The 19,615-nt window shown below is 73.9% G+C and carries 21 protein-coding genes; 12 read left to right on the top strand and 9 right to left on the bottom strand.

The window, feature by feature from the left end; genetic code table 11:
• Positions 1-35 precede the first annotated feature (35 nt).
• The 3 genes from ACN9M0_RS01860 to ACN9M0_RS01850 form a co-directional block, all read right to left on the bottom strand.
• A complete protein-coding gene (locus ACN9M0_RS01860) occupies positions 36-524 on the bottom strand; it encodes a carboxymuconolactone decarboxylase family protein (protein WP_366037778.1) in 489 nt (162 codons plus the stop codon).
• A complete protein-coding gene (locus ACN9M0_RS01855; RefSeq protein WP_366037777.1) occupies positions 521-1,600 on the bottom strand; it encodes an NAD(P)H-dependent amine dehydrogenase family protein in 1,080 nt (359 codons plus the stop codon). Before ACN9M0_RS01855 ends, ACN9M0_RS01860 begins: the two co-directional genes overlap by 4 nt.
• Before the next feature lie 81 nt (positions 1,601-1,681).
• Positions 1,682-2,122, bottom strand: coding sequence for a GNAT family N-acetyltransferase (locus ACN9M0_RS01850; protein ID WP_366037776.1), 441 nt, complete (start codon positions 2,120-2,122; stop codon positions 1,682-1,684).
• A 155-nt stretch (positions 2,123-2,277) separates the two neighbouring features.
• Between ACN9M0_RS01850 and ACN9M0_RS01845 the strand changes: the two genes are divergently transcribed.
• Positions 2,278-3,063, top strand: coding sequence for a hypothetical protein (locus ACN9M0_RS01845; protein ID WP_426402986.1), 786 nt, complete (start codon positions 2,278-2,280; stop codon positions 3,061-3,063).
• 13 nt (positions 3,064-3,076) lie between these two features.
• Here the strand turns inward: ACN9M0_RS01845 and ACN9M0_RS01840 are convergent, their stop codons facing one another.
• Positions 3,077-4,459, bottom strand: a complete 1,383-nt coding sequence (locus tag ACN9M0_RS01840) for an NAD(P)/FAD-dependent oxidoreductase (RefSeq protein WP_366037774.1) — start codon at positions 4,457-4,459, stop codon at positions 3,077-3,079.
• A 142-nt stretch (positions 4,460-4,601) separates the two neighbouring features.
• On the opposite strand from ACN9M0_RS01840, the gene ACN9M0_RS01835 reads away from it, so the two are divergent.
• Positions 4,602-5,174 carry an NADPH-dependent FMN reductase gene (locus ACN9M0_RS01835; RefSeq protein WP_366037773.1) on the top strand — a complete coding sequence of 191 codons (573 nt, stop codon included), beginning with the start codon at positions 4,602-4,604 and terminating at the stop codon, positions 5,172-5,174.
• A gap of 6 nt (positions 5,175-5,180) precedes the next feature.
• Here the strand turns inward: ACN9M0_RS01835 and ACN9M0_RS01830 are convergent, their stop codons facing one another.
• The 3 genes from ACN9M0_RS01830 to ACN9M0_RS01820 all read right to left on the bottom strand — a co-directional run bounded on the left by ACN9M0_RS01830 (position 5,181) and on the right by ACN9M0_RS01820 (position 7,503).
• Complete coding sequence (locus tag ACN9M0_RS01830; RefSeq protein WP_426402985.1) at positions 5,181-6,374, bottom strand: YncE family protein; 1,194 nt, start codon at positions 6,372-6,374, stop codon at positions 5,181-5,183.
• Between the two features lie 186 nt (positions 6,375-6,560).
• Complete coding sequence (locus ACN9M0_RS01825) at positions 6,561-7,142, bottom strand: dienelactone hydrolase family protein (protein WP_366037771.1); 582 nt, start codon at positions 7,140-7,142, stop codon at positions 6,561-6,563.
• An 88-nt stretch (positions 7,143-7,230) separates the two neighbouring features.
• Positions 7,231-7,503 (bottom strand): hypothetical protein, encoded by a 273-nt coding sequence (locus ACN9M0_RS01820; protein WP_366037770.1) that lies wholly within the window; start codon positions 7,501-7,503, stop codon positions 7,231-7,233.
• 191 nt (positions 7,504-7,694) lie between these two features.
• Between ACN9M0_RS01820 and ACN9M0_RS01815 the strand changes: the two genes are divergently transcribed.
• The 7 genes from ACN9M0_RS01815 to ACN9M0_RS01785 all read left to right on the top strand — a co-directional run bounded on the left by ACN9M0_RS01815 (position 7,695) and on the right by ACN9M0_RS01785 (position 14,528).
• Complete coding sequence (locus ACN9M0_RS01815; RefSeq protein WP_426402984.1) at positions 7,695-8,903, top strand: RNA ligase; 1,209 nt, start codon at positions 7,695-7,697, stop codon at positions 8,901-8,903.
• A gap of 2 nt (positions 8,904-8,905) precedes the next feature.
• Positions 8,906-9,823 carry an AAA family ATPase gene (locus ACN9M0_RS01810; RefSeq protein WP_366037768.1) on the top strand — a complete coding sequence of 306 codons (918 nt, stop codon included), beginning with the start codon at positions 8,906-8,908 and terminating at the stop codon, positions 9,821-9,823.
• 67 nt (positions 9,824-9,890) lie between these two features.
• Positions 9,891-10,592: a ribonuclease H family protein gene (locus tag ACN9M0_RS01805; RefSeq protein ID WP_366037767.1), complete on the top strand. Its 702-nt coding sequence runs from the start codon at positions 9,891-9,893 to the stop codon at positions 10,590-10,592.
• A gap of 288 nt (positions 10,593-10,880) precedes the next feature.
• Complete coding sequence (locus ACN9M0_RS01800) at positions 10,881-11,564, top strand: GNAT family N-acetyltransferase (RefSeq protein WP_399695246.1); 684 nt, start codon at positions 10,881-10,883, stop codon at positions 11,562-11,564.
• A 44-nt stretch (positions 11,565-11,608) separates the two neighbouring features.
• Entirely contained in the window at positions 11,609-12,184 is a 576-nt protein-coding gene (locus ACN9M0_RS01795; RefSeq protein WP_426402983.1) for a hypothetical protein, read from the top strand.
• Positions 12,185-12,495: 311 nt separating this feature from the next.
• Positions 12,496-13,608, top strand: a complete 1,113-nt coding sequence (locus tag ACN9M0_RS01790; RefSeq protein ID WP_366037764.1) for an enoyl-CoA hydratase/isomerase family protein — start codon at positions 12,496-12,498, stop codon at positions 13,606-13,608.
• Positions 13,605-14,528, top strand: a complete 924-nt coding sequence (locus ACN9M0_RS01785) for a glutaminase (RefSeq protein ID WP_366037763.1) — start codon at positions 13,605-13,607, stop codon at positions 14,526-14,528. Before ACN9M0_RS01790 ends, ACN9M0_RS01785 begins: the two co-directional genes overlap by 4 nt.
• A 25-nt stretch (positions 14,529-14,553) precedes the next feature.
• On the opposite strand, the gene ACN9M0_RS01780 is transcribed toward ACN9M0_RS01785, so the two are convergent.
• Positions 14,554-15,162: a TetR/AcrR family transcriptional regulator gene (locus ACN9M0_RS01780; protein WP_366037762.1), complete on the bottom strand. Its 609-nt coding sequence runs from the start codon at positions 15,160-15,162 to the stop codon at positions 14,554-14,556.
• 94 nt (positions 15,163-15,256) lie between these two features.
• Between ACN9M0_RS01780 and ACN9M0_RS01775 the strand changes: the two genes are divergently transcribed.
• Positions 15,257-15,664, top strand: a complete 408-nt coding sequence (locus tag ACN9M0_RS01775) for a DUF4345 domain-containing protein (protein ID WP_366037761.1) — start codon at positions 15,257-15,259, stop codon at positions 15,662-15,664.
• Positions 15,665-15,679: 15 nt separating this feature from the next.
• Here ACN9M0_RS01775 and ACN9M0_RS01770 read toward each other — a convergent pair whose 3' ends face one another.
• The gene (locus tag ACN9M0_RS01770) at positions 15,680-16,405 is read right to left on the bottom strand and encodes a lysophospholipid acyltransferase family protein (RefSeq protein WP_366037760.1); all 726 of its coding nucleotides are present in this window, start codon (positions 16,403-16,405) and stop codon (positions 15,680-15,682) included.
• Positions 16,406-16,587: 182 nt separating this feature from the next.
• On the opposite strand from ACN9M0_RS01770, the gene ACN9M0_RS01765 reads away from it, so the two are divergent.
• Together ACN9M0_RS01765 and secD are read left to right on the top strand one after the other, a co-directional pair.
• On the top strand, positions 16,588-17,142 hold the full coding sequence (locus ACN9M0_RS01765; protein ID WP_426402982.1) for a hypothetical protein: 555 nt from the start codon (positions 16,588-16,590) through the stop codon (positions 17,140-17,142).
• A gap of 144 nt (positions 17,143-17,286) precedes the next feature.
• The gene (gene secD, locus ACN9M0_RS01760) at positions 17,287-19,569 is read left to right on the top strand and encodes a protein translocase subunit SecD (protein ID WP_426402981.1); all 2,283 of its coding nucleotides are present in this window, start codon (positions 17,287-17,289) and stop codon (positions 19,567-19,569) included.
• Positions 19,570-19,615 lie beyond the last annotated feature (46 nt).

Raw genomic sequence — 19,615 nt, 5'->3', positions numbered from 1 at the left:
GGCCGGAATCCCGGCCGGCCCCTCATCGCTACCTCTCAGTGCGTCGGCAGCACGCACACCGCGTCGAGCCCGAGCACCCGGTTGAGCCGCCCGAACGCCAGCCACGACCCCAGGCTCATGGTCAGCTCCACGATCTCCGCCTGGCTGTACCGCGCCGTCATCCGCGCCCAGAACTCCTCGTCCAGGCCGTGATGGTCGAGCGCGTACCGCTCGGCGTACTCGGCCGCGAGCCGCGTCCGCTCGTCGAAGGCCTCCGAGACCTCCGTCTCGCGCCAGGCCGCGACGAGCTCGTCGAAGCCCTCCTCGACCTTCACCCCGTCCCGGTCGGTACGCCAGTCCAGACAGAAGCCGCAGCCGTTGATCTGCGCGATCCGCAGCCGCGCCGCCTCGAACTCGCGCAGTCCCAGGGTCGTGTGGGCGTACACCGACAGCGAGAAGTTCGCCGCCGCCGTCCCGATCTCCGGGACCATGTCGCCCCACACGTACCCGATCGGCTCCTGGCCCTCGGGAATGTCGATGATCATCGTGGTCTCCTTCCGAGCTTCCCGACCGCCGGCCGCAGCGGCACGTCCAGCGCGTCGTACAGTCCCGGCTCCGCCGCCACGAGCCAGTCGATCGCCCCGACGAGCCGTCCCACCGCCGTGGCGTTCCCGCCCGCCGAGCGGTTCTCCCCCTCGTCGGCCGCCGCCACCGTCACCTCGATCCGGGGACTCCCCTCGACGATCACCCGGTGCGCACCCACCCCGTCCGGCGGCACCGGCCAGTCCGGCGCGCACGAGGGATGGATCCGGGTGACGTGCTCGATCACGATGCGGGGCTCCCCGCCGACGATCCCCTGCACCTCGAAGCGGATCGCGCCCTGCGTCCCCTCCTCGAAGACGCCCATCGTCCGCGTCTTCACCGTGGACTCCAGCGGGCGCCGCTCCATCGTCTCGCGGATCTCGTCGAGCTCGGCCCCGAGCGCCCGGGCCATGAGGCGTATCTGCCCGCCCCAGATCATCGTCGGCACCGAGGGCCACAGCATGGGCGGCTCGTACTCCATCGGCCGGCCCATCCCCACCAGCTCCCGGACCGACTCCTCCTGCTCGTACGTCGAGTAGTCGAAGATCTCCTGACAGCGGATCACGTCCACCGTGGCCGCGAGGCCGCTCACGAGCAGGGGCAGCACGTCGTTGCCCCAGCCCGGGTCGACGCCCGACACGAAGAGCGAACCGCCCCCCTCGGCGACCGCCGCGAGCACCGGATCCCGGAACTCGGGCGGCGCGTTGCGCTGGTCGTACAGCGGATACAGCGCGGGCGTCACCACCACCGCGCCCGCCGCCACCGCCCGCGCCACATCGGCGAGCGCCCCGTCGGGCCGGGTGTCGCCGGAGGCCGCGTACACCACCGCCCCCGGCCGCCCGTCCAGCACCGCGCCGACGTCGTCGCCGGCCATCACCCCGAGATCGCGCCCGAGCCCCGCGAGCCGGCCCGCGTCACGGCCCACCTTGGCCGGATCGGACACCAGCACGGCCGCGAGTTCGAGAGCCGGATGGGCGTCCACGGCGCGAATGGCCGCGCGTCCGACATTTCCGGTACCCCACACCACCGTCCGAATCATGCGCGGAGGGTAGCGCCGGGCCCCGAAGGTTCCCAGACCCGCGACGCAATGTTCTGACGGATAGTCAGAAACTGTGTCCCGTCAGGCCAGCCGCAGCGCCACGAACGGAATCGTGTCGCCCGGCAGCACGTACCGCTCCACCTCCACGAAGCCGCGCGCGAGCGCGAACCGCAGCCCCTCCTCGTTCGAGGCGAGCACCACCGTCTCCACGCCCTCGTCGCTCAGCGTCCGCGCGTGCGCCAGCCCCCGCTCGTACAGCGCGGTCCCGAAACCCCGCCCCCGGTACCCGGGCAGCGTCCGCGCGATCACGGTCGCCGCCGGAGTCTCCCCGTCCGGCGGACGCACCGTCGAACAGCCCACGGCCACGTCCCCGAGATAGGCCACGTCCAGCCGGTTCCGGCCCGCGCGCTCCCGCACCTCCTCCGGGGACAGCACCGCCGTCGGGATGATCGTGTTGTGCACGGCCCGCCAGTCGGCGAGCTGCTCCTCGGTCCGCGCCCGTTCGATACGAAGATCACTCATCCCCGCAGGAAAGCGCGGCCGGCCCGACAGGTCAACCTCTTTCCCGCCCACCCGGTGACACGGCCGTACGGGTGAGGGCGCGGTCGCGGCGGCAGCGCCGCCCGGCGAACGGGTACGGATCGCTGCACTGCCCCCGGCCAGGAGGATGCCGTCCCATGCCCGTCCGCAAGGGCGCCCCCGCGCTGCTGAGCGCCGGCACACTGTGCGCGGCCCTGTTGCTCACCGGCTGCGCGAGCCCCACGCCACCCGCGCCCGCCCCGCCCGCCCCCACGACCGCTCCCACCTCGGGCGACAGCCGCCCCGCCGCGGCCGTGGCCGCCAACGACCTCGCCTCCGCCCCGGTGCCCGCACCCCGGATCCCGGGCATCGGCCCCGCCACCCAGGCCCTCGTGCCCGACGGCACCACCCAGGCCCTCGTCGTCACCGGCGCCACCGCCGACTCCAACACCTCCATCGCCACCCTGTACCGGCGCGACCCCGCCCGCGGCTGGACCGAGGCCGCAGGACCGTGGCCCACCCACAACGCCCTCGAAGGCTGGACCGACGACCACACGGCCGGCGACCTGCGTTCTCCCATCGGGGTCTTCCGGATCGGTGACGCGGGCGGTCTGCTGCCCGACCCCGGTACCCGGCTCCCGTACGACGAGGACGAGGAGTTCGCCATCAGCGGCACCGGTCTCTCCGGCGAGCCCCTCGAAGGGTCCTTCGACCATGTGATCGCCATCGACTACAACCGCGTGCCCGGCCGCACCCCGCTCGACAAGGAACGCCCCCTCGGAGACGAGAAGGGCGGCGGCGTCTGGATCCACGTCGACCACGGCGGGCCCACCCAGGCCTGCATCGCCCTGGAACGGGAGACGATGCGGCACCTCCTGCGCGCCCTCGACCCGGCCGCCGAGCCCGTCGTGATCATGGGCCCGGCGCCCGAAATCGGCGAGTGAGGGACGGGCGGCGTCAGTTCCCGCCGCCCGTGCCCACCGCCCCGCGGAACGAGCCCGTGTGTTCCCGGACCTGCTCCGGCGTCAGATACGCGTCCGTGTACTCGAAGTCCCGGAGCGTCCCCGCCTTCGAGGCCAGGAACCCGGTCCGTACGTAGTCGTCACCCGCGAAGGCGTTGAGCATCCAGTTGGTCATCACCCGGGCCTTGGCCACATTGGTCCGCAGCGCCGCCCAGTGGTAGCCGCGGGCCACGGCCTGGGCGGGCGCCCCGTGCAGCTCCACGCCGAGCGGCTTGGACACTCCGTCCATACCGCCGAGGTCCACCACGAGCCCCAGGTCCTTGTGCGTGTACGGATGGGTCGGCTCGCCCCGCAGGGTGGCGACCAGGTTGTCGGCGACGGCCTTGCCCTGCCGCATCGCGTGCTGCGCGGTCGGCGGGCAGATCGCCCCCTCCTCGCCCTTGGCGAGATCGGGGACCGCCGCCGCGTCGCCCAGCGCCCACACCCCGTCGAGCCCCGGCACGTCCATCTCGGCCGAGACGACGAGCCGGCCCCGGAGGGTCTCCGCGCCGAGCGTGCCGATCAGCGGACTCGCGGCCACGCCGGCCGTCCAGATCAGCGTCCGGCTCGGCAGCACCCGCCCGTCCGTGAGCGTCACGGCCTCCTCGTCCACGGAGGCCACCGACACGCCGAGCGACACCTCGATGCCCCGCTTCGTCAGGATGTCCATGGCGGCGGAGCCCAGCTTGTCGCCCAGCTCGGGCATCAGCTTCGGCGCGATGTCCACCAGATGCCACTTGATGAGGTCGGGGTCGAGCCGGGGGTACCGCTTGACCGCGTTGCGCGTGAGCAGCTGGAGGCAGGCCGCCGTCTCCGTCCCCGCGTAGCCGCCGCCGACCACGACGAACCGCAGCCGCGCGGCCCGTTCCTCGTCGTCGTTGCTCGCGTCCGCCAGGTCCAGCTGGGCGATGACGTGGTCGCGGATGTACACGGCCTCGGCGAGCGTCTTCATCCCGCGCGCGTGCTCGGCGAGCCCGGGGATGTCGAAGCTGCGGGTCACGCTGCCGGGTGCGAGGACGAGGTGGTCGTACGGCTCCGTCACGTACTCGCCGGAGATCGTCCGCACCACGCAGACCTTCGCCGCCGTGTCGATCCCGACCACACCGCCCGGGACGATCCGGGTCCGGTGCCGCTGGCTGCGCCGCAGTGACAGCGCGACCGACTGCGGGGTGAGCACGCCCGCGGCAACCTGGGGGAGCAGTGGCAGGTACAGCTGGTACGAGAACGGTGAGAGGAGCGTGATGAGCGCCTCCCGTTCGGTGAGCCGCCGTTCGAGCCGCCGTACGCAGCCCACTCCGGCGAAACCGGCGCCCACCACGAGGATCCTCGGTCGCGTCACGCTGTCCGCCCTTCCGTATCCGTATGAGCGTTGATTCACCCTTTTTATCGTGATTGGTGACGTATCGCTCTTCGGGTTACGTTGCGGAAGGCCCCTCGGAAGGCCGGCGGAACTACTCCCAGCGGAAGGCGGAACAGCGCGCATGACCACGTACCAGGTCGGCTACTTCGTCGGCAGCCTCTCGGCGAAGTCCATCAACCGGATCCTGTCCCGGGCCCTGATCCGCGTCGCGCCCCCCGGCCTCGAGTTCCGGGAGATCCCGATCAAGGACCTCCCGCTCTACAACCACGACTTCGACGCCGACTACCCGCCCGAGGGCAAGGCGCTCAAGGAGTCCATCGCGGCCGTCGACGCCGTCCTCTTCGTGACCCCGGAGTACAACCGGTCCATCCCGGGCGGTCTCAAGAACGCCATCGACTGGGCCAGCCGCCCCTGGGGCACCAACTCCTTCACGCACAAGCCGTCCGCCGTCATCGGCACCTCGCCCGGCAAGATCGGCACCGCCGTCGCCCAGCAGAGCCTCCGTTCGGTGCTCAGCTTCTGCAACTCCCCGCAGATGAACGCCCCGGAGGCGTACATCCAGTTCACCCCGGGGCTGTTCGGCGAGGACGGAGAGGTCACCGACCCGACGACCCATGCGTTCCTGAGCGACTTCATGGCCGACTTCAAGGCCTTCGTGGAGCGCGTCCTCACCGTCCTGCCCCCGCAGCGCTGAGGTCCGTCAGAGGACCACGATCCCGAGCGGCCGGGAGCCCGCGGGAAGACGGTGGGTGTCGCCCGTGCCGAGGTCGATCACGGTCAGCCCGTCCCAGTACCCGTCCCGGGTGAAGCCGCCCGTCACATAGGCGGTCCGGCCGTCCCGGGACACGGCCACGCTCTCGTGCGGGCCGTCCAGCGGGTAGACCCGCTCGGCCCCGCCGGGCGTGCGCACCGTCAGGGAGGGGCCCTCGTCCACGTCCGGGTCGATCGGCCCGGTGCCCACGGTGAGGAGCGTCCCGTCGGCGGTCACGGTGGCGCCGTGCTGATGGGTGTTGGCGGTCATCGGTTCGATCGTCGTCCGGCCGGTCCTGGGGTCGACCACCGCGAGCCGCTCGCCCTCGAAGGGCAGCAGCAGCTTCCCGTCCGCGGGACGCACGGCCGTGTAGTGCGGCTTGAGCCAGGAACCGAGCCCGCCCTCCGTGCCGTACGGGGCGACCTCGATCCGGCGCGGCTCCAGGGTCCCCGCCGCCACGACCGTGACGTCGAAGGAGTCGTGGTTCGTCGCGTACACCTCGGTGCCGTCCCGTGACACGTCCACGTCGAACGGGCGCCGGCCGACCGGGACGGTGCCCGTGACCCGCAGCGCGGCCGCGTCGATGACCTCCAGGGTGCCGTTCCCGCCGGGCACGTTGACCCCGACGTACACCCGCCGCCCGTCCGGGGCGAGCGCGATGCCCATGCCGCCGCCGCGGTACTCGCCCGTGGTCACCGGGCCGGTGTCCGTGCGGTACGGGATCAGGGCGAGGCGTTCCCGGCTCGCCGTGTCCACGACGGCCACGCCCTCCGCGGTCGCCACCCAGGCCCGCCCGTCCGCGCCGACGGCCAGACCGTACGGCGCGGTGCCCACCTTCACGGAACCGGTGGCGCCCCGCGCGGGGTCGACGAAGGTGACCGTGTCGGAGCCGAAGTCGGTGACGAGCAGGGTCCCCGGGACGACCTTGCCGTCCGGGTCCGGCGTCACGGTGACGGGGGCGCCGGGGGTGGGAGATCCGGCGGTCGGCGATCCGGCCGTGGAGGAGGTCCCGGCGGGTGCCGTCGTGCCGGTGGCGGCGGCCGTCCCTCCGGACCCCTGGGCGCAGCCCGCAAGCAGCACCACCGCCACCGCGCCAGGCACGAGCACCCGGGCGGCACGGGACGAACGGCGGAACTTCGGCATGACGGACTCCTCGGTGCGGCGACCGCGCGGACGGCCCCGCGGGCGTCCGCGCCCTGCCCCGATCCTCCGCCCGCACCCGGCCCCGCCCGGTCCGCCGCCCGGCCCCACCCGGACAGCGGGACGGACGACCCGGGGGTCCACCGATCGGTTGACCCGGCCCCACCGGGGAGCCGGGCCTCGTGAGGCTCACCCCTCGAGGGCGTCCAGGAAGCACAGCACCCGCTCGGCGCACAGCGCGGCGGCCTCCGGCACGTACTCCTTCGTGCCGGGCTCCGCGAACAGGTGGGCCGTCCCCGGGTACAGGAACAGCTCCCGGTCCCCGGCGCCCGCCACCAGCTCGCGCGCCGCCACCAGGTCGCCGTCGCCGACGAAGAACGGATCGGCGTCCGTGCCGTGCACCTGCACGGGCACGCCCTCCGGCCAGGCCGCGCCGAACGAATCGACCGGGACGCACGCACTGAACAGCAGGGCACCGGCCGCCCCGGGCCGGGTCTGCGCCAGCTTCTGCGCGGGCAGCACGCCGAGCGAGAACCCGGCGTACACGATCTCCTCGGGCAGCCCCTCGGCCGCCCGCTCGCCCCGCGCCACGAGCGTGTCGAAGCCGACCTCCTGGGCGTACCCGACCCCGGCCTCCAGGTCCTCGAACGTACGCCCCTCGTACAGATCGGGAACGTGCACCGTGTGCCCGGCCCGCCGCAGTCCGTCGGCGAACGCGCCGACGCCCTCCGTCAGCCCGAGTGCGTGGTGGAAGAGCAGTACCTCGGCCATGTCGCCATCCCCTGGGTCACCGAACGATCACTTCGGAGGCAGCATGACGTACGGCACTGACAACGGCCCTGGACCTACGTCGGTGAGGTCAGAGCATCGGCCGGTGCGGGACGACGGCGCCCGCCTGGCCCATCATGCCCGCCGGTCCGCCGACGCCCATCGGGCCGCCGACACCGGGGTGCGGGGCACCGGCGTGCACGACGGCGCCCTGCGGACCGGGGATCCCCTGCGGAGGCATCTGGATCACACGGCTCAGATCCCGCAGAACCTCCTCGGCGACCTGGCGCACATCACCGGGAACGTCCCCCCGCTCCCGTATGAGCTCGGCATAGATCGGTGCCGTGCCGTCCGCGTGGTTCATGGGGCTCGCTTCCTCGGTCTGCGCCGGTCCGTCACCGACGGGCAGACGGCGAGTCTACGGGGCCCCACCGACACGCCCGGGACAGGGGAGCCCGCTCGGCGCCACCGCCGGTCTGCCCCCACCGCGAAAATCGGTGTCCTCCCCGGCCTTCCCGCCCGAGAATGGATCATCGAACACACGGGAGGGACCCCATGAGCCAGGCGACCCTGACTCTGCACGACCTGATGCCGGCCGACGAGCTCGCCGCCGCTCTCGCGGACGGGCACGTCACCCGCAAACACCACCCCGAGCTGCCGCTGTCGATCTACACGTACACGCGCGCGTGCCAGTACGGCCAGCACTGGAACCGGGCCACGACGCGGTGCCGCGGGCTCGTCGCCGACGACGCCACCGGGCGGATCGTCGCGCTCCCCCTCCCCAAGTTCTTCAACCTCTCCGAACACGCCACCGGACGCCCCTACGCGCCCCCGCTGCCCGACGAACCCTTCGAGGTGTACGACAAGGTCGACGGCAGCCTCGCCGTGGTCTTCCACTACGCCGACCGCTGGCACGTCGCCTCCAAGGGCTCCTTCACCAGCGGCCAGGCCGCCTGGGCCCGCCGCCGCCTCGACGCCGCCGACACCACGGGCCTGACCCCCGGCGTCACCTACCTCGCCGAGATGGTCTACCCGGGCAACCGCATCGTCGTGAACTACGGCGAGCGCCGCGACCTCGTGCTGCTCGCCGCCCACGGCCCGCACGGCACCGAGCTCCCCCTCGCCGACGCCGCCGCCGGATGGCACCCCATCGGCTCCGTGGTCCGCACCTGGCCCGCCATGGGCGTCGACGAGCTCGTCGCCCTGACCGAGTCGAACACCCTGCCCGGCGGCCGCCCGGCCACCGGCACCGACGCCGAGGGCTTCGTCCTGCGCTTCGCCTCCGGCCTGCGCGCCAAGGCCAAGCTCAGCGAGTACGTGCGCCTGCACAAGGTGCTCACCGGAGTCACCGAGCGGGACATCTGGCGCAGCCACGGCATCCAGCGCTTCGCCGGCGTCCCGGCCGGCGAGCTGGCCAAGGGCCTCGGCTGCGCCGTCACCGACGTCGAGGCCGACGGCGGGAAGCCCCTCGACGCCCTCCTGGAGCAGGTCCCGGACGAGTTCGACGCCTGGGTGCGCGAGGTGATCACCCGGCTCGACACGGCCGCGGCGGAACGCGAGCGGTCCGTCGACGAGGCGTACGCCGGCCTCGCCCACCTCGCCGGCGACCGGGCGGCCTTCGCCCGCGCCGCCGCGGGCCTCACCGACCGGGCCCTGCGCGCCGCCCTCTTCCTGCGCCTCGACGGGCGCCCCACCGACCTCCTCGGCTGGCGCGCGCTGCGCCCCGAGGCCACCGATCCCTTCGCCCACGACGAGGAGAACTGACCGTGCCCGTCGTCCACCTCATGACCGGCCTCCCGGCCTCCGGGAAGACGACCGCCGCCCGCGCCCTCCAGGCCGCCGCCGAGGGGCGCATGCGCCGCGTCAACCTCGACGACCTCCGGGCCATGCTCGACCTCCCCGCGACCGAGCGCGGCCGCTCCCGCACGCACGAGCAGACCGTGCTCGGCATCCAGGACGCCGCCGTCCGCGCCGCCGTCGACGACGGCTTCGACGTCGTCGTCGACAACACGCATCTGACCCCGCACATCCCGAAGCGGCTGAAGGCCGCCGTGGGAGGCCTCGCCACCTTCGCCGTCCACGACTTCACCGAGGTCCCCGTCGAGGAGTGCGTGCGCCGCGACGCCGCCCGCGACCGGCCCGTCGGCGAGGAGATCATCCGCATCCTCGCCGACAAGCACGCCAAGGCCACCCGGGGCGGCTGGCGGCTCACCGCGGACTGGCTCAACGACCGCCCCACCGTCGGAGAGGCCTACGTCCCCGACCCGAGCCTCCCCACCGCCGTCATGTGCGACATCGACGGCACCCTCGCCCTGCGCGTCGACCGCGGCCCGTACGACTTCACGCGCTGCGACCGCGACCTGCTCAACGTCTCGGTGCGGGACGCCCTGCGGGCCTTCCGGCACACCGAGCGGGACCGGATCGTGCTCCTCTCCGGGCGCAGCGAGGACCATCGCGCCCTCACCGAGACCTGGCTCGCGCACCACGAGGTGCCGTACGACGAACTGTGGATGCGCGCCTCCGGCGACGGCCGCGGCGACGACCTCGTCAAGGCGGAGCTCTTCGACGCCCATGTGCGCCACCGCTACGCGGTCCGGGTCTCCCTGGACGACCGCGACCGCGTCGTCGCCCTCTGGCGTCGGATGGGCCTCCCCACCTGGCAGGTCAACTACGGGGCCTTCTGACCCGGCCCCGGCCGGGCGGCTACGGGGGTGGGACCGCCCACCCCCGTAGCCGTGTCAGGATCGTGGGATGGTGGAGAAGATCATCGCGGCGTGCGACGGCGCGTCGAAGGGAAACCCCGGCCCCGCGGCCTGGGCATGGGTCATCGGCCGCGCCGACGGAGCGATCGACCGCTGGGAGGCGGGCCCCCTCGGCCGCGCGACCAACAACGTGGCCGAACTCACGGCCCTCGAACGCCTCCTGGAGGCCCTCGACCCGGCCGTGCCCGCCGAGGTCCGCATGGACTCGCAGTACGCCATGAAGGCCGTCACGACCTGGCTCCCCGGCTGGCGCCGCAAGGGCTGGAAGACCGCCGCGGGCACCCCCGTCGCCAACAAGGACCTGGTCGTACGGATCGACGCGCTGCTCACCGGCCGCGAGGTCGACTTCGTGTACGTCCCCGCGCACCAGGTGGACGGCGACCCGCTCAACGACGTCGCCGACCGTGCGGCCAGTCACTCCGCCCGCACCCAGGAGCCCCTCGCCTCGGAGGGCGGGTCCGAGCTGCCCCCGGCGGAGCCCGCCACGCGCGCCTCCACGCCCCGGACGCGCTCCTCTGCGCCCCGTACGGGATCCACGGGCGCCGGTGGGGGTTCCGCCCGCAGGACTCGCCCGTCCGGCGGCACCCTGAACGCGAAATTCCCGGGCCGCTGCCGCTGTGGTCGTGCCTACGACAAGGGCGAGACCATCGCGAAGAACTCCGACGGCTGGGGCCATCCCACCTGCGTCTGAACCGACGGGCCGTCCGACTGGCGGGCGGCCCCGTCCGCCCCGTGAGACCGGTTGAACGGGGCGCGCGGCAGGCTTCACCCGAGCGTGGACGCAGGTTCTTCCGGGGTTCTGTTCTCGGAGCGGTTGTGGCTGCATACTGATCCTCCTCGCACCCGGTGGCGAACCGTTTTACCTGCTCATTTGTCGTTCTCACGACGCAATCGGCACCGGGCGAGAACCTCCCTCCTGCTGCCGCCGCGGACTCTCCGCGGCGGGAGTCGTCCCTGCCCGTGAAAGACCCGAGGTTCCGTGCCAGTACCTGTTCTCCTGACCGGGCGCTCCGTGCGCCTGGAGCCGCTGGCGATGCGGCACGCCGAAGCCCTCGCCCGGGCCGGCGGGGCGGACCGATCGGCCTACGCCTTCACCCCCGTACCCGACGGCTTCGATTCGGCCCTCGACTACATCGCCCGCGCCCTCACCGATCAGGCGGCAGGCCGATGCCTGCCCTTCGCCCTGGTCAGTACGGCCGACGAGCGAGTCATCGGCTCGACCCGATTCCTCGAACTCGACTACTGGCGGGGCCCGCTGATCTGGCCGCCCGTCCCCGGCAGGCCCCACGGCGATCCCCTGACCGCCGTCCCGGACGCCGCCGAGATCGGGAACACCTGGATCGCCGGCGACGCCCGGGGCACCGGAATCAACACCGAGGCCAAATACCTCATGCTCCGGCACGCCTTCGAAGCCTGGGGCGTCCGCCGCGTCACCATGCGCGCCGACGCCCGCAACACCCGTTCCAGAATCGCCATCGAGCGCCTCGGAGCGACGTGCGAGGGCATCCGCCGGGCCCACTCCCGGGGTCTCGACGGCGCCGTCCGCGACACGGCCTTCTACTCGATCCTCGACGAGGAATGGCCCACGGTCCGGGACATCATCGAACTGCGCCTCTCCACCCCCCGCCAGGTACGCGTCCCCCAGGACCTGCTGCCCGCCTGACGGACCCGGAGGCGCCCGAGCGGCCGGTGGCGCATGGTGGCCTCGTGACCACGTTTCGTGAACAGCGAGGTACGTCCATGCGCCACCCCCTCTCCCTCACCGCCGCCAGGACCCTTCTGGCGGCCGTGCTCGCGGCGACCGCCACGACGGCGGCCACGGCCCCCGCCACAGCCGCCGAGGTCGTCGTGGACGACTTCGACACCACCCGGACCGACACGTTCACGGCACCCCTCGAAGGCTGCCTCCCCGCCGATCTCCTCGGCACGGCCACCGTCACCGAACACTCCACCGGCCGAGTCGTACGCACCCCGGCGGCCACGGTGATCAAGGGCCTCGACGCCTACGACTTCCGCATGACCTTCCCCGACGGCCGGTACGTGCGCAGCGGTGTCGACGATGAACGCTTCTCCGTCGTCCTCACGAACCCCGGCCGCGTCACGGTCGCCTCGACGGCCTCCCGGGACGAGCGCACCATCTACGCGCCCGACGGCACCCCGATCGGAACGCTCTCCATCCGGGAGACCTACGACGTCGTCTTCCGCGACACCAACGGCAACGGCGAGCCCGACCCCGGCGAGATCACCACGGAACGCCACCGCTTCCGTCTCACCTGCGGTTGATCCGGCGCTCGCGTCCCCGCCCGACCGGTGGTTCCATGGAAGTGACGGGAAGGACTCGGCGTGAGGACGCGGAGTAGCGGTCGTAACCGGGCCGCGCACCGTGCAATCAGGATCCGCGAGAAGCGGATGGGTCCTTCCCGCCCTCCGCCCCGAACAGCCCGCCCCCGTCGCCCCCTTCGGCCGCCGCGCCCGCCCCGTCGCCCCACGAGCGGCGGGGCGCCCTTCGAGCGGCGCGCCCCGCCCGTCGGTCCTCCGGGCAGCCCCCGGTACGGTGGCCGGGACAACGAAGTCGTGCCACCCGAAGGGACCGAGTGACCGTGGCGACCGGAACCCCCGACGTACTCCTCCGGACGGAAGGCCGGGCCGGGTTCATCACCCTGAACCGGCCCCGCGCCATCAACGCGCTCACCCACGCCATGGTCATCGCCGTCGACGGCGCGCTCACGGAGTGGGAGCAGGACCCGGCCGTCACCACCGTCGTCATCGAAGGCGCGGGGGAGCGAGGACTCTGCGCCGGCGGTGACATCCGCGCCATCCACGACGACGCGCGCGCCGCGGGCTCCGCCTCCGCGGCCTTCTGGCGGGACGAGTACCGGCTCAACGCCCGCATCTCCCGCTACCCGAAGCCGTACGTCGCCCTCATGGACGGCATCGTGATGGGCGGCGGCGTCGGCGTCTCCGCGCACGGCTCCGTCCGCGTCGTCACCGAGCGCTCCCGGGTCGCCATGCCCGAGACCGGCATCGGCTTCGTCCCCGACGTCGGCGGCACCTACCTCCTCGGTCGCGCTCCCGGCGAACTCGGTACCCACCTCGCCCTCACCGGCGTCCCCGTCGGCGCCGCCGACGCGATCCTCACGGGCCTCGCCGACGCCTTCGTCCCCTCCGCCGAACTGCCCGCCCTGGCCCGCGACCTGACGGACCTGCCGGCCGAGGAGGCCCTCGCCCGCCACACCGGCACGGCGCCGGCGGGCGTCCTCGCCGAGCAGCGGGAGTGGATCGACGCCTGCTACGCCGCCCCGACCGTCGAGGAGATCGTCGAGCGCCTCTTCGACACCGGCGAGCCCGCCGCCAAGGAGACGGCCGAGACCCTCCTCTCGCGGTCCCCGGCCGCCCTCAAGGCGACCCTGGCCGCGCTGCGCCGCTCGCGCGCCCTCGCCACCCTGGAGGAGGTCCTCGATCTGGAGTACCGCGTTTCCTGCGCCGCCCTCACCACCCCCGACCTCGTCGAGGGCATCCGCGCCCAGGTCGTCGACAAGGACCGCGACCCCACCTGGACCCCGGCCACTCTCCGCGAGGTCACCGAGGCCGACGTCGCCCGCTACTTCGCGGCGCCGCCGGGCGGCGACCTCGGCCTGGCCGCCGCGGCCGCCGGACCCACCGACGCCGCCGACGCCGCCGGCCGGGGACCGCGGGACGGCGCGTGACCGCGAACACCTCCTTCCAGCCCGTCCTCGACCGCATCGCCGAGGAGCTCGCGGAACTCACCGACCGGGGCACCCCGGCCGACTACATCCCCGCCCTCGCGGCGGGTGACCCGCGCGACTTCGGCATGGCCGTGGCGGAACTCGACGGCACGGTCTACGGAGTGGGGGACTGGCAGCGCCCCTTCTCCACGCAGTCCGTGACCAAGGTCTTCACCCTCGCGCTCGCCCTCGCCGGAGAGGGCGACGCGCTCTGGGCCCACGTCGGCCGCGAACCCTCCGGCGACCCGTTCAACTCCCTCGTCCAGCTGGAGTACGAGCACGGAATCCCGCGCAACCCGTTCATCAACGCCGGAGCCCTCGTCGTCACCGACCGGCTGCACCGCCTGACCGGCGACGCCTCCGGAAGCCTGCTCGCCTTCCTGCGCGCCGAGAGCGGCAACCCGGACCTCGCCTTCGACGCCGACGTCGCCTCCTCCGAAGCGGCCCACGGCGACCGCAACGCGGCCCTGGCCCACTTCATGGCCTCCTACGGCAACATCACGGGCCCCGTCCCGGACCTGCTGCGCGAGTACTTCCGGCAGTGCTCCCTGGAGGCCTCCTGCGCCGATCTCGCCCTCGCCACCGGCTTCCTGGCCCGGCACGGGCTACGCGCCGACGGCAGCCGCCTGCTGACCCGCAGCCAGGCCAAGCAGGTCAACGCCGTGATGCTCACCTGCGGCACCTACGACGCGGCCGGTGACTTCGCCTACCGTGTAGGGCTCCCCGGCAAAAGCGGCGTCGGCGGAGCGGTCGTCGCCGTCGTCCCGGGCCGCTGCACGCTGTGCGTGTGGAGCCCGGGTCTGGACAGCCGGGGCAACTCGGTGGCGGGCGTGACCGCCCTCGACCGCTTCACGACCATCACGGGCCTGTCGGTCTTCTGACGAGCGCCGCCGGTCCGCCCGGGGGTCAGCGGCGCCAGTCGGGGGCCGGGTCCTCGTCCAGGAGGGGCCGGAGGGCGCCCACGACCGCACCGATGGACACGTCGCGCAGCTCGGTGCGCGTACAGGTCTCGTGGGTCAGCCAGTCCACGGACATCACCTGTACGAAGACCAGCCAGCTCTTCAGGACCCCCGACACCGCCGCCCGGGTCCGGTCGTCGGCGAGCGGCAGCACACCGAGCAGGCGCTCGCGCAGGGCGTCGAGTTCGTCGTTGATGATCGTCTGTACGAGGCGGTCGCCGGCCAGGACGCGGTTCGCCGCGAGCACGGTGTTGCGGTTCTCCGCGAAGTACGCGAAGTGCGCGTCCAGTCCCTGCGTCAGCTGCTCGACCAGGGTGTCGGCGGGGTCGAACCGCGTGTCCGCGAGGAGCTGCGCGGAGACCTCCTGGTAGAGCGCGGCGAAGAGATCGCGCTTGTTGGGGAAGTGCTGGTAGAGCAGCGCGCGGGAGACCCCGGCCCGCTCGGCGACCTCCTCCATCAGCACCTCGTCGTACGGCAGCGCCGCGAAGAGACGCGCGGCGACGTCCAGGAGCTGGGCGCGGCGTTCGGCGGGGCTGAGGCGTCTGCGGGGAGGCACTCCGCCATGTTACTTGACATGCGTCTAGTAAGCGGCCGTAGTCTGATGCGCACACCGCTACTAGATGCGTGTCTACTTGATGGGGGTCGCGGACATGACCAGAGCCAAGGCACTGCGAGGACTCGCCCTGACCATGGGGTACGCCTGCGTGGCGATCGGCCTCCTCCACGTCCTGCTCGGCAACGCCGCGATCCCGGACGCCGCTTCGGCCGGTGCGACGGTCGACAGCCTCGGCCGGTTCTTCGGCGCGATCTTCGCCGGCTACGGCCTCGCCTGGCTCTGGGCGGCCAGACGGTCACCGATCCCCGCCGCGGCCGTGCGCGGCCTCACCGCCGTGTTCCTGCTGGGAGCCCTCGGACGGCTCCTCTCCCTCGCGGTCGAAGGGCGGCCGCACTGGTTCCAGTTGGCGCTGGCCGCGCTCGAACTCGTGCTCTCCCCGCTGCTGTTCTGGCTGGCGGACGCGGACGAGCGGGCCGAGGTCCGTCCTGTGCGGACCACCTGACGACGCCGCGGCGTATCAGCCCCGGCGCCGGGCCGACCACCGCCGCCACCCCGTACGGGGCGCGGCGGCCCGCGCCTCCCCGTCGAGGGCGGCCGGTTCGCCCAGAGCCCCCGCCGCCGTCCGCCAGGCCTCCGTCACGGCCCCGTGCGCGAGCGCCGTCGCGGCGGCCACGTCGGCGGGCAGCCGCAGCGGCGTACCGATGTGGACGTGCAGGCCGGGCCTGCGGACGGGGGCGGTGAGCACTCCGGCGAGCTGCTTCGCCCGCCCGCCCGACGTGATCCGCCGGGCCCCGGCCTGGCCGATCGGCACGACCGGCGCCCCGGTCGCCCGGGCCAGCCGCGCCAGGCCGGTACGGAACATCTCCGGCGGGTTCTCGGCGGCGTCCCGGCGCGGCGGGATGCGCCCCTCCGCGTACAGCATCACGTGCCGCCCCGACGCGAGGGCGACCGCCGCGTGGTCCAGGGCCGCCGCGGCGCGCGCCGAGTTGCGGTGCACGGGGACGTGGCCCTCGCGGGTCAGCGCCCGCCCGAGGACCGGGACCCGCCAGAGGCCCGAGGTGGCGAGCAGGACCGGCTCGACGGCCAGTCGCCCGCGGAGCGCGGCGAGCACGAGCGCCGGGTCGGCGAGCGACGTGTGGTTCACGACGAGGATGCTGCCCGGCTCGACACGGGCCCCGGGATCCGAGGTGACGGTCAGCCGCCCGAAGAACGGGACGACGTGGGCGGCGATACGGCTGAGCACGGGAGGCCCCCTGGATACGAGTCGGACGGTGACGGAACCATCGTCCGGTGACCCCGCGACCCGGACATGAGCATCCGTACTCAACCTCCGTCCGTACCCGGTACTCGGTCGTACCGCGCCCCGTCTACGCTGAGCCTGACTGACGATCACGAGGCAACGGGCGCGACCAGGGGAGGGGCACGGTGGGGAGTTCCGCACGGCGTCTCGCGAACCTCCTGCCCGCGATGCTCTGCGCGCTCTGGTCCCTGCTGCTCGTCCCGGCGTCCGCCGCACCCGCGCAGAGCGTCGCGGCGGCGAGTGCCGCTACCGCCGCACCCGTGCGTGGCTTCCCGGCGGCGAGCGCTGCCACTGCCGCACCCGTGTGCGGTTTCCCGGCGGCGAGTGCCGCTACCGCCGCACCCGTGCGTGGCCTCCCGGCGGCGAGTGCCGCTACCGGAGCACCCGTGCGTGGCTTCCCGGCGGCGAGCACCGCCCACCCGACCTTCCATCAGCCCGCCCCGCGCGCCACCACGCCCGAGCCGCATCTCGCGCCCGCCGCGATCGTGGGCCTCCCGGCCGCCGTCGAGAACCCCGTGCGGTTCCCGGCGGCGCCCGCGGCCCCGGCCGCCGCGCCCGCCGACCTCTCCGTACCCGCGCGCGGTCTCCTCGAAGGCGACCCGCGCCGCGAGCGGGCGCCGCCCGGCGGCCCCCACGGCCCGCGCGAGTCGCGCGGCCCACCCTCCACCCGGCACAGCTGACGTCCTTCCGCGTCGCCGTCCGGGTCCTCGGCATGTCCACGGACCGGTCCTCGACGCGTATCCGACCGTACGTCCGGCACGGCCGGCCGGCGCTCCCTCCCCGAGGCGGCGCCCGCCGCGCCGTGCGTTCCCCGTGGAGTACCCATGTCCTCTCGTGCCTCGCTCCGGCGCGCGCTCCTCGCGCTCGTCGTCGTCGCGCTCTCCCTCTGGATCACCCTGACCACCCCGCCCCGCCTCGGACTCGACCTGCGCGGCGGGACCCGCATCGTCCTGCAGACCGAGGACGGACCGACCACACGTGCCGACGCGGCCGCCACCGACCGCGCCCTGGAGGTGCTCCGCAAGCGCGTCGACGGCCTCGGCGTCGCGGAGCCTTCCCTCGCCCGCTCCGGCGAGCGGCGCATCGTCGTGGAACTCCCCGGCCTGCGCGACCCGCGCCACGCGGCCGAGACCATCGGCCGCACGGCGCAGCTCACCTTCCACGCCGTCACCGGCGCGGCCGAGGGGCCGGCCGGCGCGGCCGGCGCCGACGGGACGCGCGTCCTGGCCGACCCCGACGCACCCGGCCGCTTCCTCGCCCTCGCCGCGCCCGCCCTCTCCGGCGACGGCGTCGAGGGCGCCGAGGCCGTCCTCGACACCGCGACCGGCCGGGGCTGGACCGTCGACCTCTCCTTCCACGGCCGCGCCGCGGACGGCTGGGCGCGGCTGACCGGCGAAGCCGCGTGCGCCGCCCCGGCGGACCCGTCGCGTCGCGTCGCGATCGTGCTCGACGACCGGATCGTCGCCGCGCCCGGCATGCAGGCGGGCGTGGCCTGCGGGCCGGGCATCGGTGGCGGCGCCGCGCAGATCACCGGTGGCTTCTCCGCGCAGGAGGCACGCGACCTCGCGGCGCTCGTCCAGGGCGGCGCGCTGCCCGTGCCGGTGACGACGGTCGAGCAGAGCACGGTGGGTCCGACGCTCGGCGCCGAGGCGATCCGGGCCAGTGCCCTGGCCGCCGTCATCGGCCTTGCCTGCACGGGACTCTTCGTGAGCGTGGTCTACCGGCTCCTCGGTGTCCTCGCCACGATCGCCCTCCTGCTGTACGGGCTGATCTCGTACGCCGCCGTCGTCGCCCTCGGCGCCACCCTCACCCTGCCCGGCCTGGCCGGCTTCGTCCTCGCCGTCGGCATCGCCGTCGACGCGAACGTCCTGGTCTTCGAGCGGGCCAGGGAGGAGTACGCGGCGCTCGGCCGGGCCGCCGCGCGGGATCCACGGCGCCCGGTCGCGACGGCGTTCGGCAAGGTGTGGAGCGTCGTCGCGGACTCCCACATCACCACCCTGCTCGCCGCCGGCCTGCTGTTCGTCTTCGCCACCGGCCCCGTCAAGGGCTTCGGCGTCACGCTGGCCATCGGCGTCCTCGCCTCGCTGATCACCGCCATGGTGATCACCCGGCTGCTCGCCGAGCTGACGCTGGGCCTGCCCGTCGTCCGCAGGCGGCCGGCGGTGACGGGCATCGCCGCGCTCGGCCGGCTGCGGACCCGGCTGACCCGCCGCGTGCCGCGCCTGACGGCCCACCGGCGCCGCTGGCTCACCGGCTGCGCGGGGCTGCTGCTCGTGGCCCTCGCCGGAATCGGCGTGCGGGGCGTGGAGTTCGGGGTCGAGTTCACCGGCGGCCGGGTCGTCCAGTACACGGCCGGGCGTCCGCTGGACGCCGACACGGCCCGTACGGCCGTCGCGGACGCCGGCTTCCCCGACGCCGTCGTGCAGACCACCGGCGACGGCGATGTCTCGGTACGCGTGCGGGAGACCGGGGACGGCGAGCAGCGGGAGATCAAGGAGGCCCTCACCCGCGTCGCGGGCCCGGTGGAGGTGGCGCGCGACGACCTGATCGGCCCGAGCCTGGGCGGAGAGCTCCGTGCCCACGCCCTCCTCGCGCTCGGTCTGGCGGTGGCGGCGCAGCTCCTGTACCTGACGGTGCGGTTCCGCTGGACGTACGCGGCCGCGGCGGTGGCGGCGATGGCACAGGACGTGCTGCTGGTCCTCGGCCTGTTCGCGTGGCTGGGCAAGCCGGTGGACAGCGTGTTCCTGGCGGCGCTGCTCACCGTCGTCGGCTACTCGGTCAACGACTCCGTGGTCGTCCTCGACCGGCTGCGGGAACTGCGGCGCCGGGGCGGGGGCGTGCCGCTCGCGGACCTCGCCGACCGGGCGGTCGCCCAGACCCTGCCCCGTACGGTCAACACGGGGATGGGGGCGCTCTTCGTCCTGGTGGCGCTCGCGGTCCTGGGCGGCGACTCGCTCACGGACTTCTCCGTCGCGCTGCTCGCGGGCGTCGTCCTGGGCATGGCGTCGACGGTGTTCACGGCGATGCCGCTGGCCGTCACCCTGGAGGCCCGTCACCCGGCGCCGGCGGTCACCGCGCCGCGCCGGCGCGCGGGCGCCGTGGTGTGACGGAGGTGGCCCGTCGCCCTCCTCGTAAGGGGGTGACGGGCCACCG

The organism is Streptomyces sp. R-07 (assembly GCF_049913175.1).
Taxonomy (GTDB): Bacteria; Actinomycetota; Actinomycetes; order Streptomycetales; family Streptomycetaceae; genus Streptomyces.
Note: the sequence above shows the minus strand (reverse complement) of the source record. Positions and strands in the feature narration are given on the sequence as shown.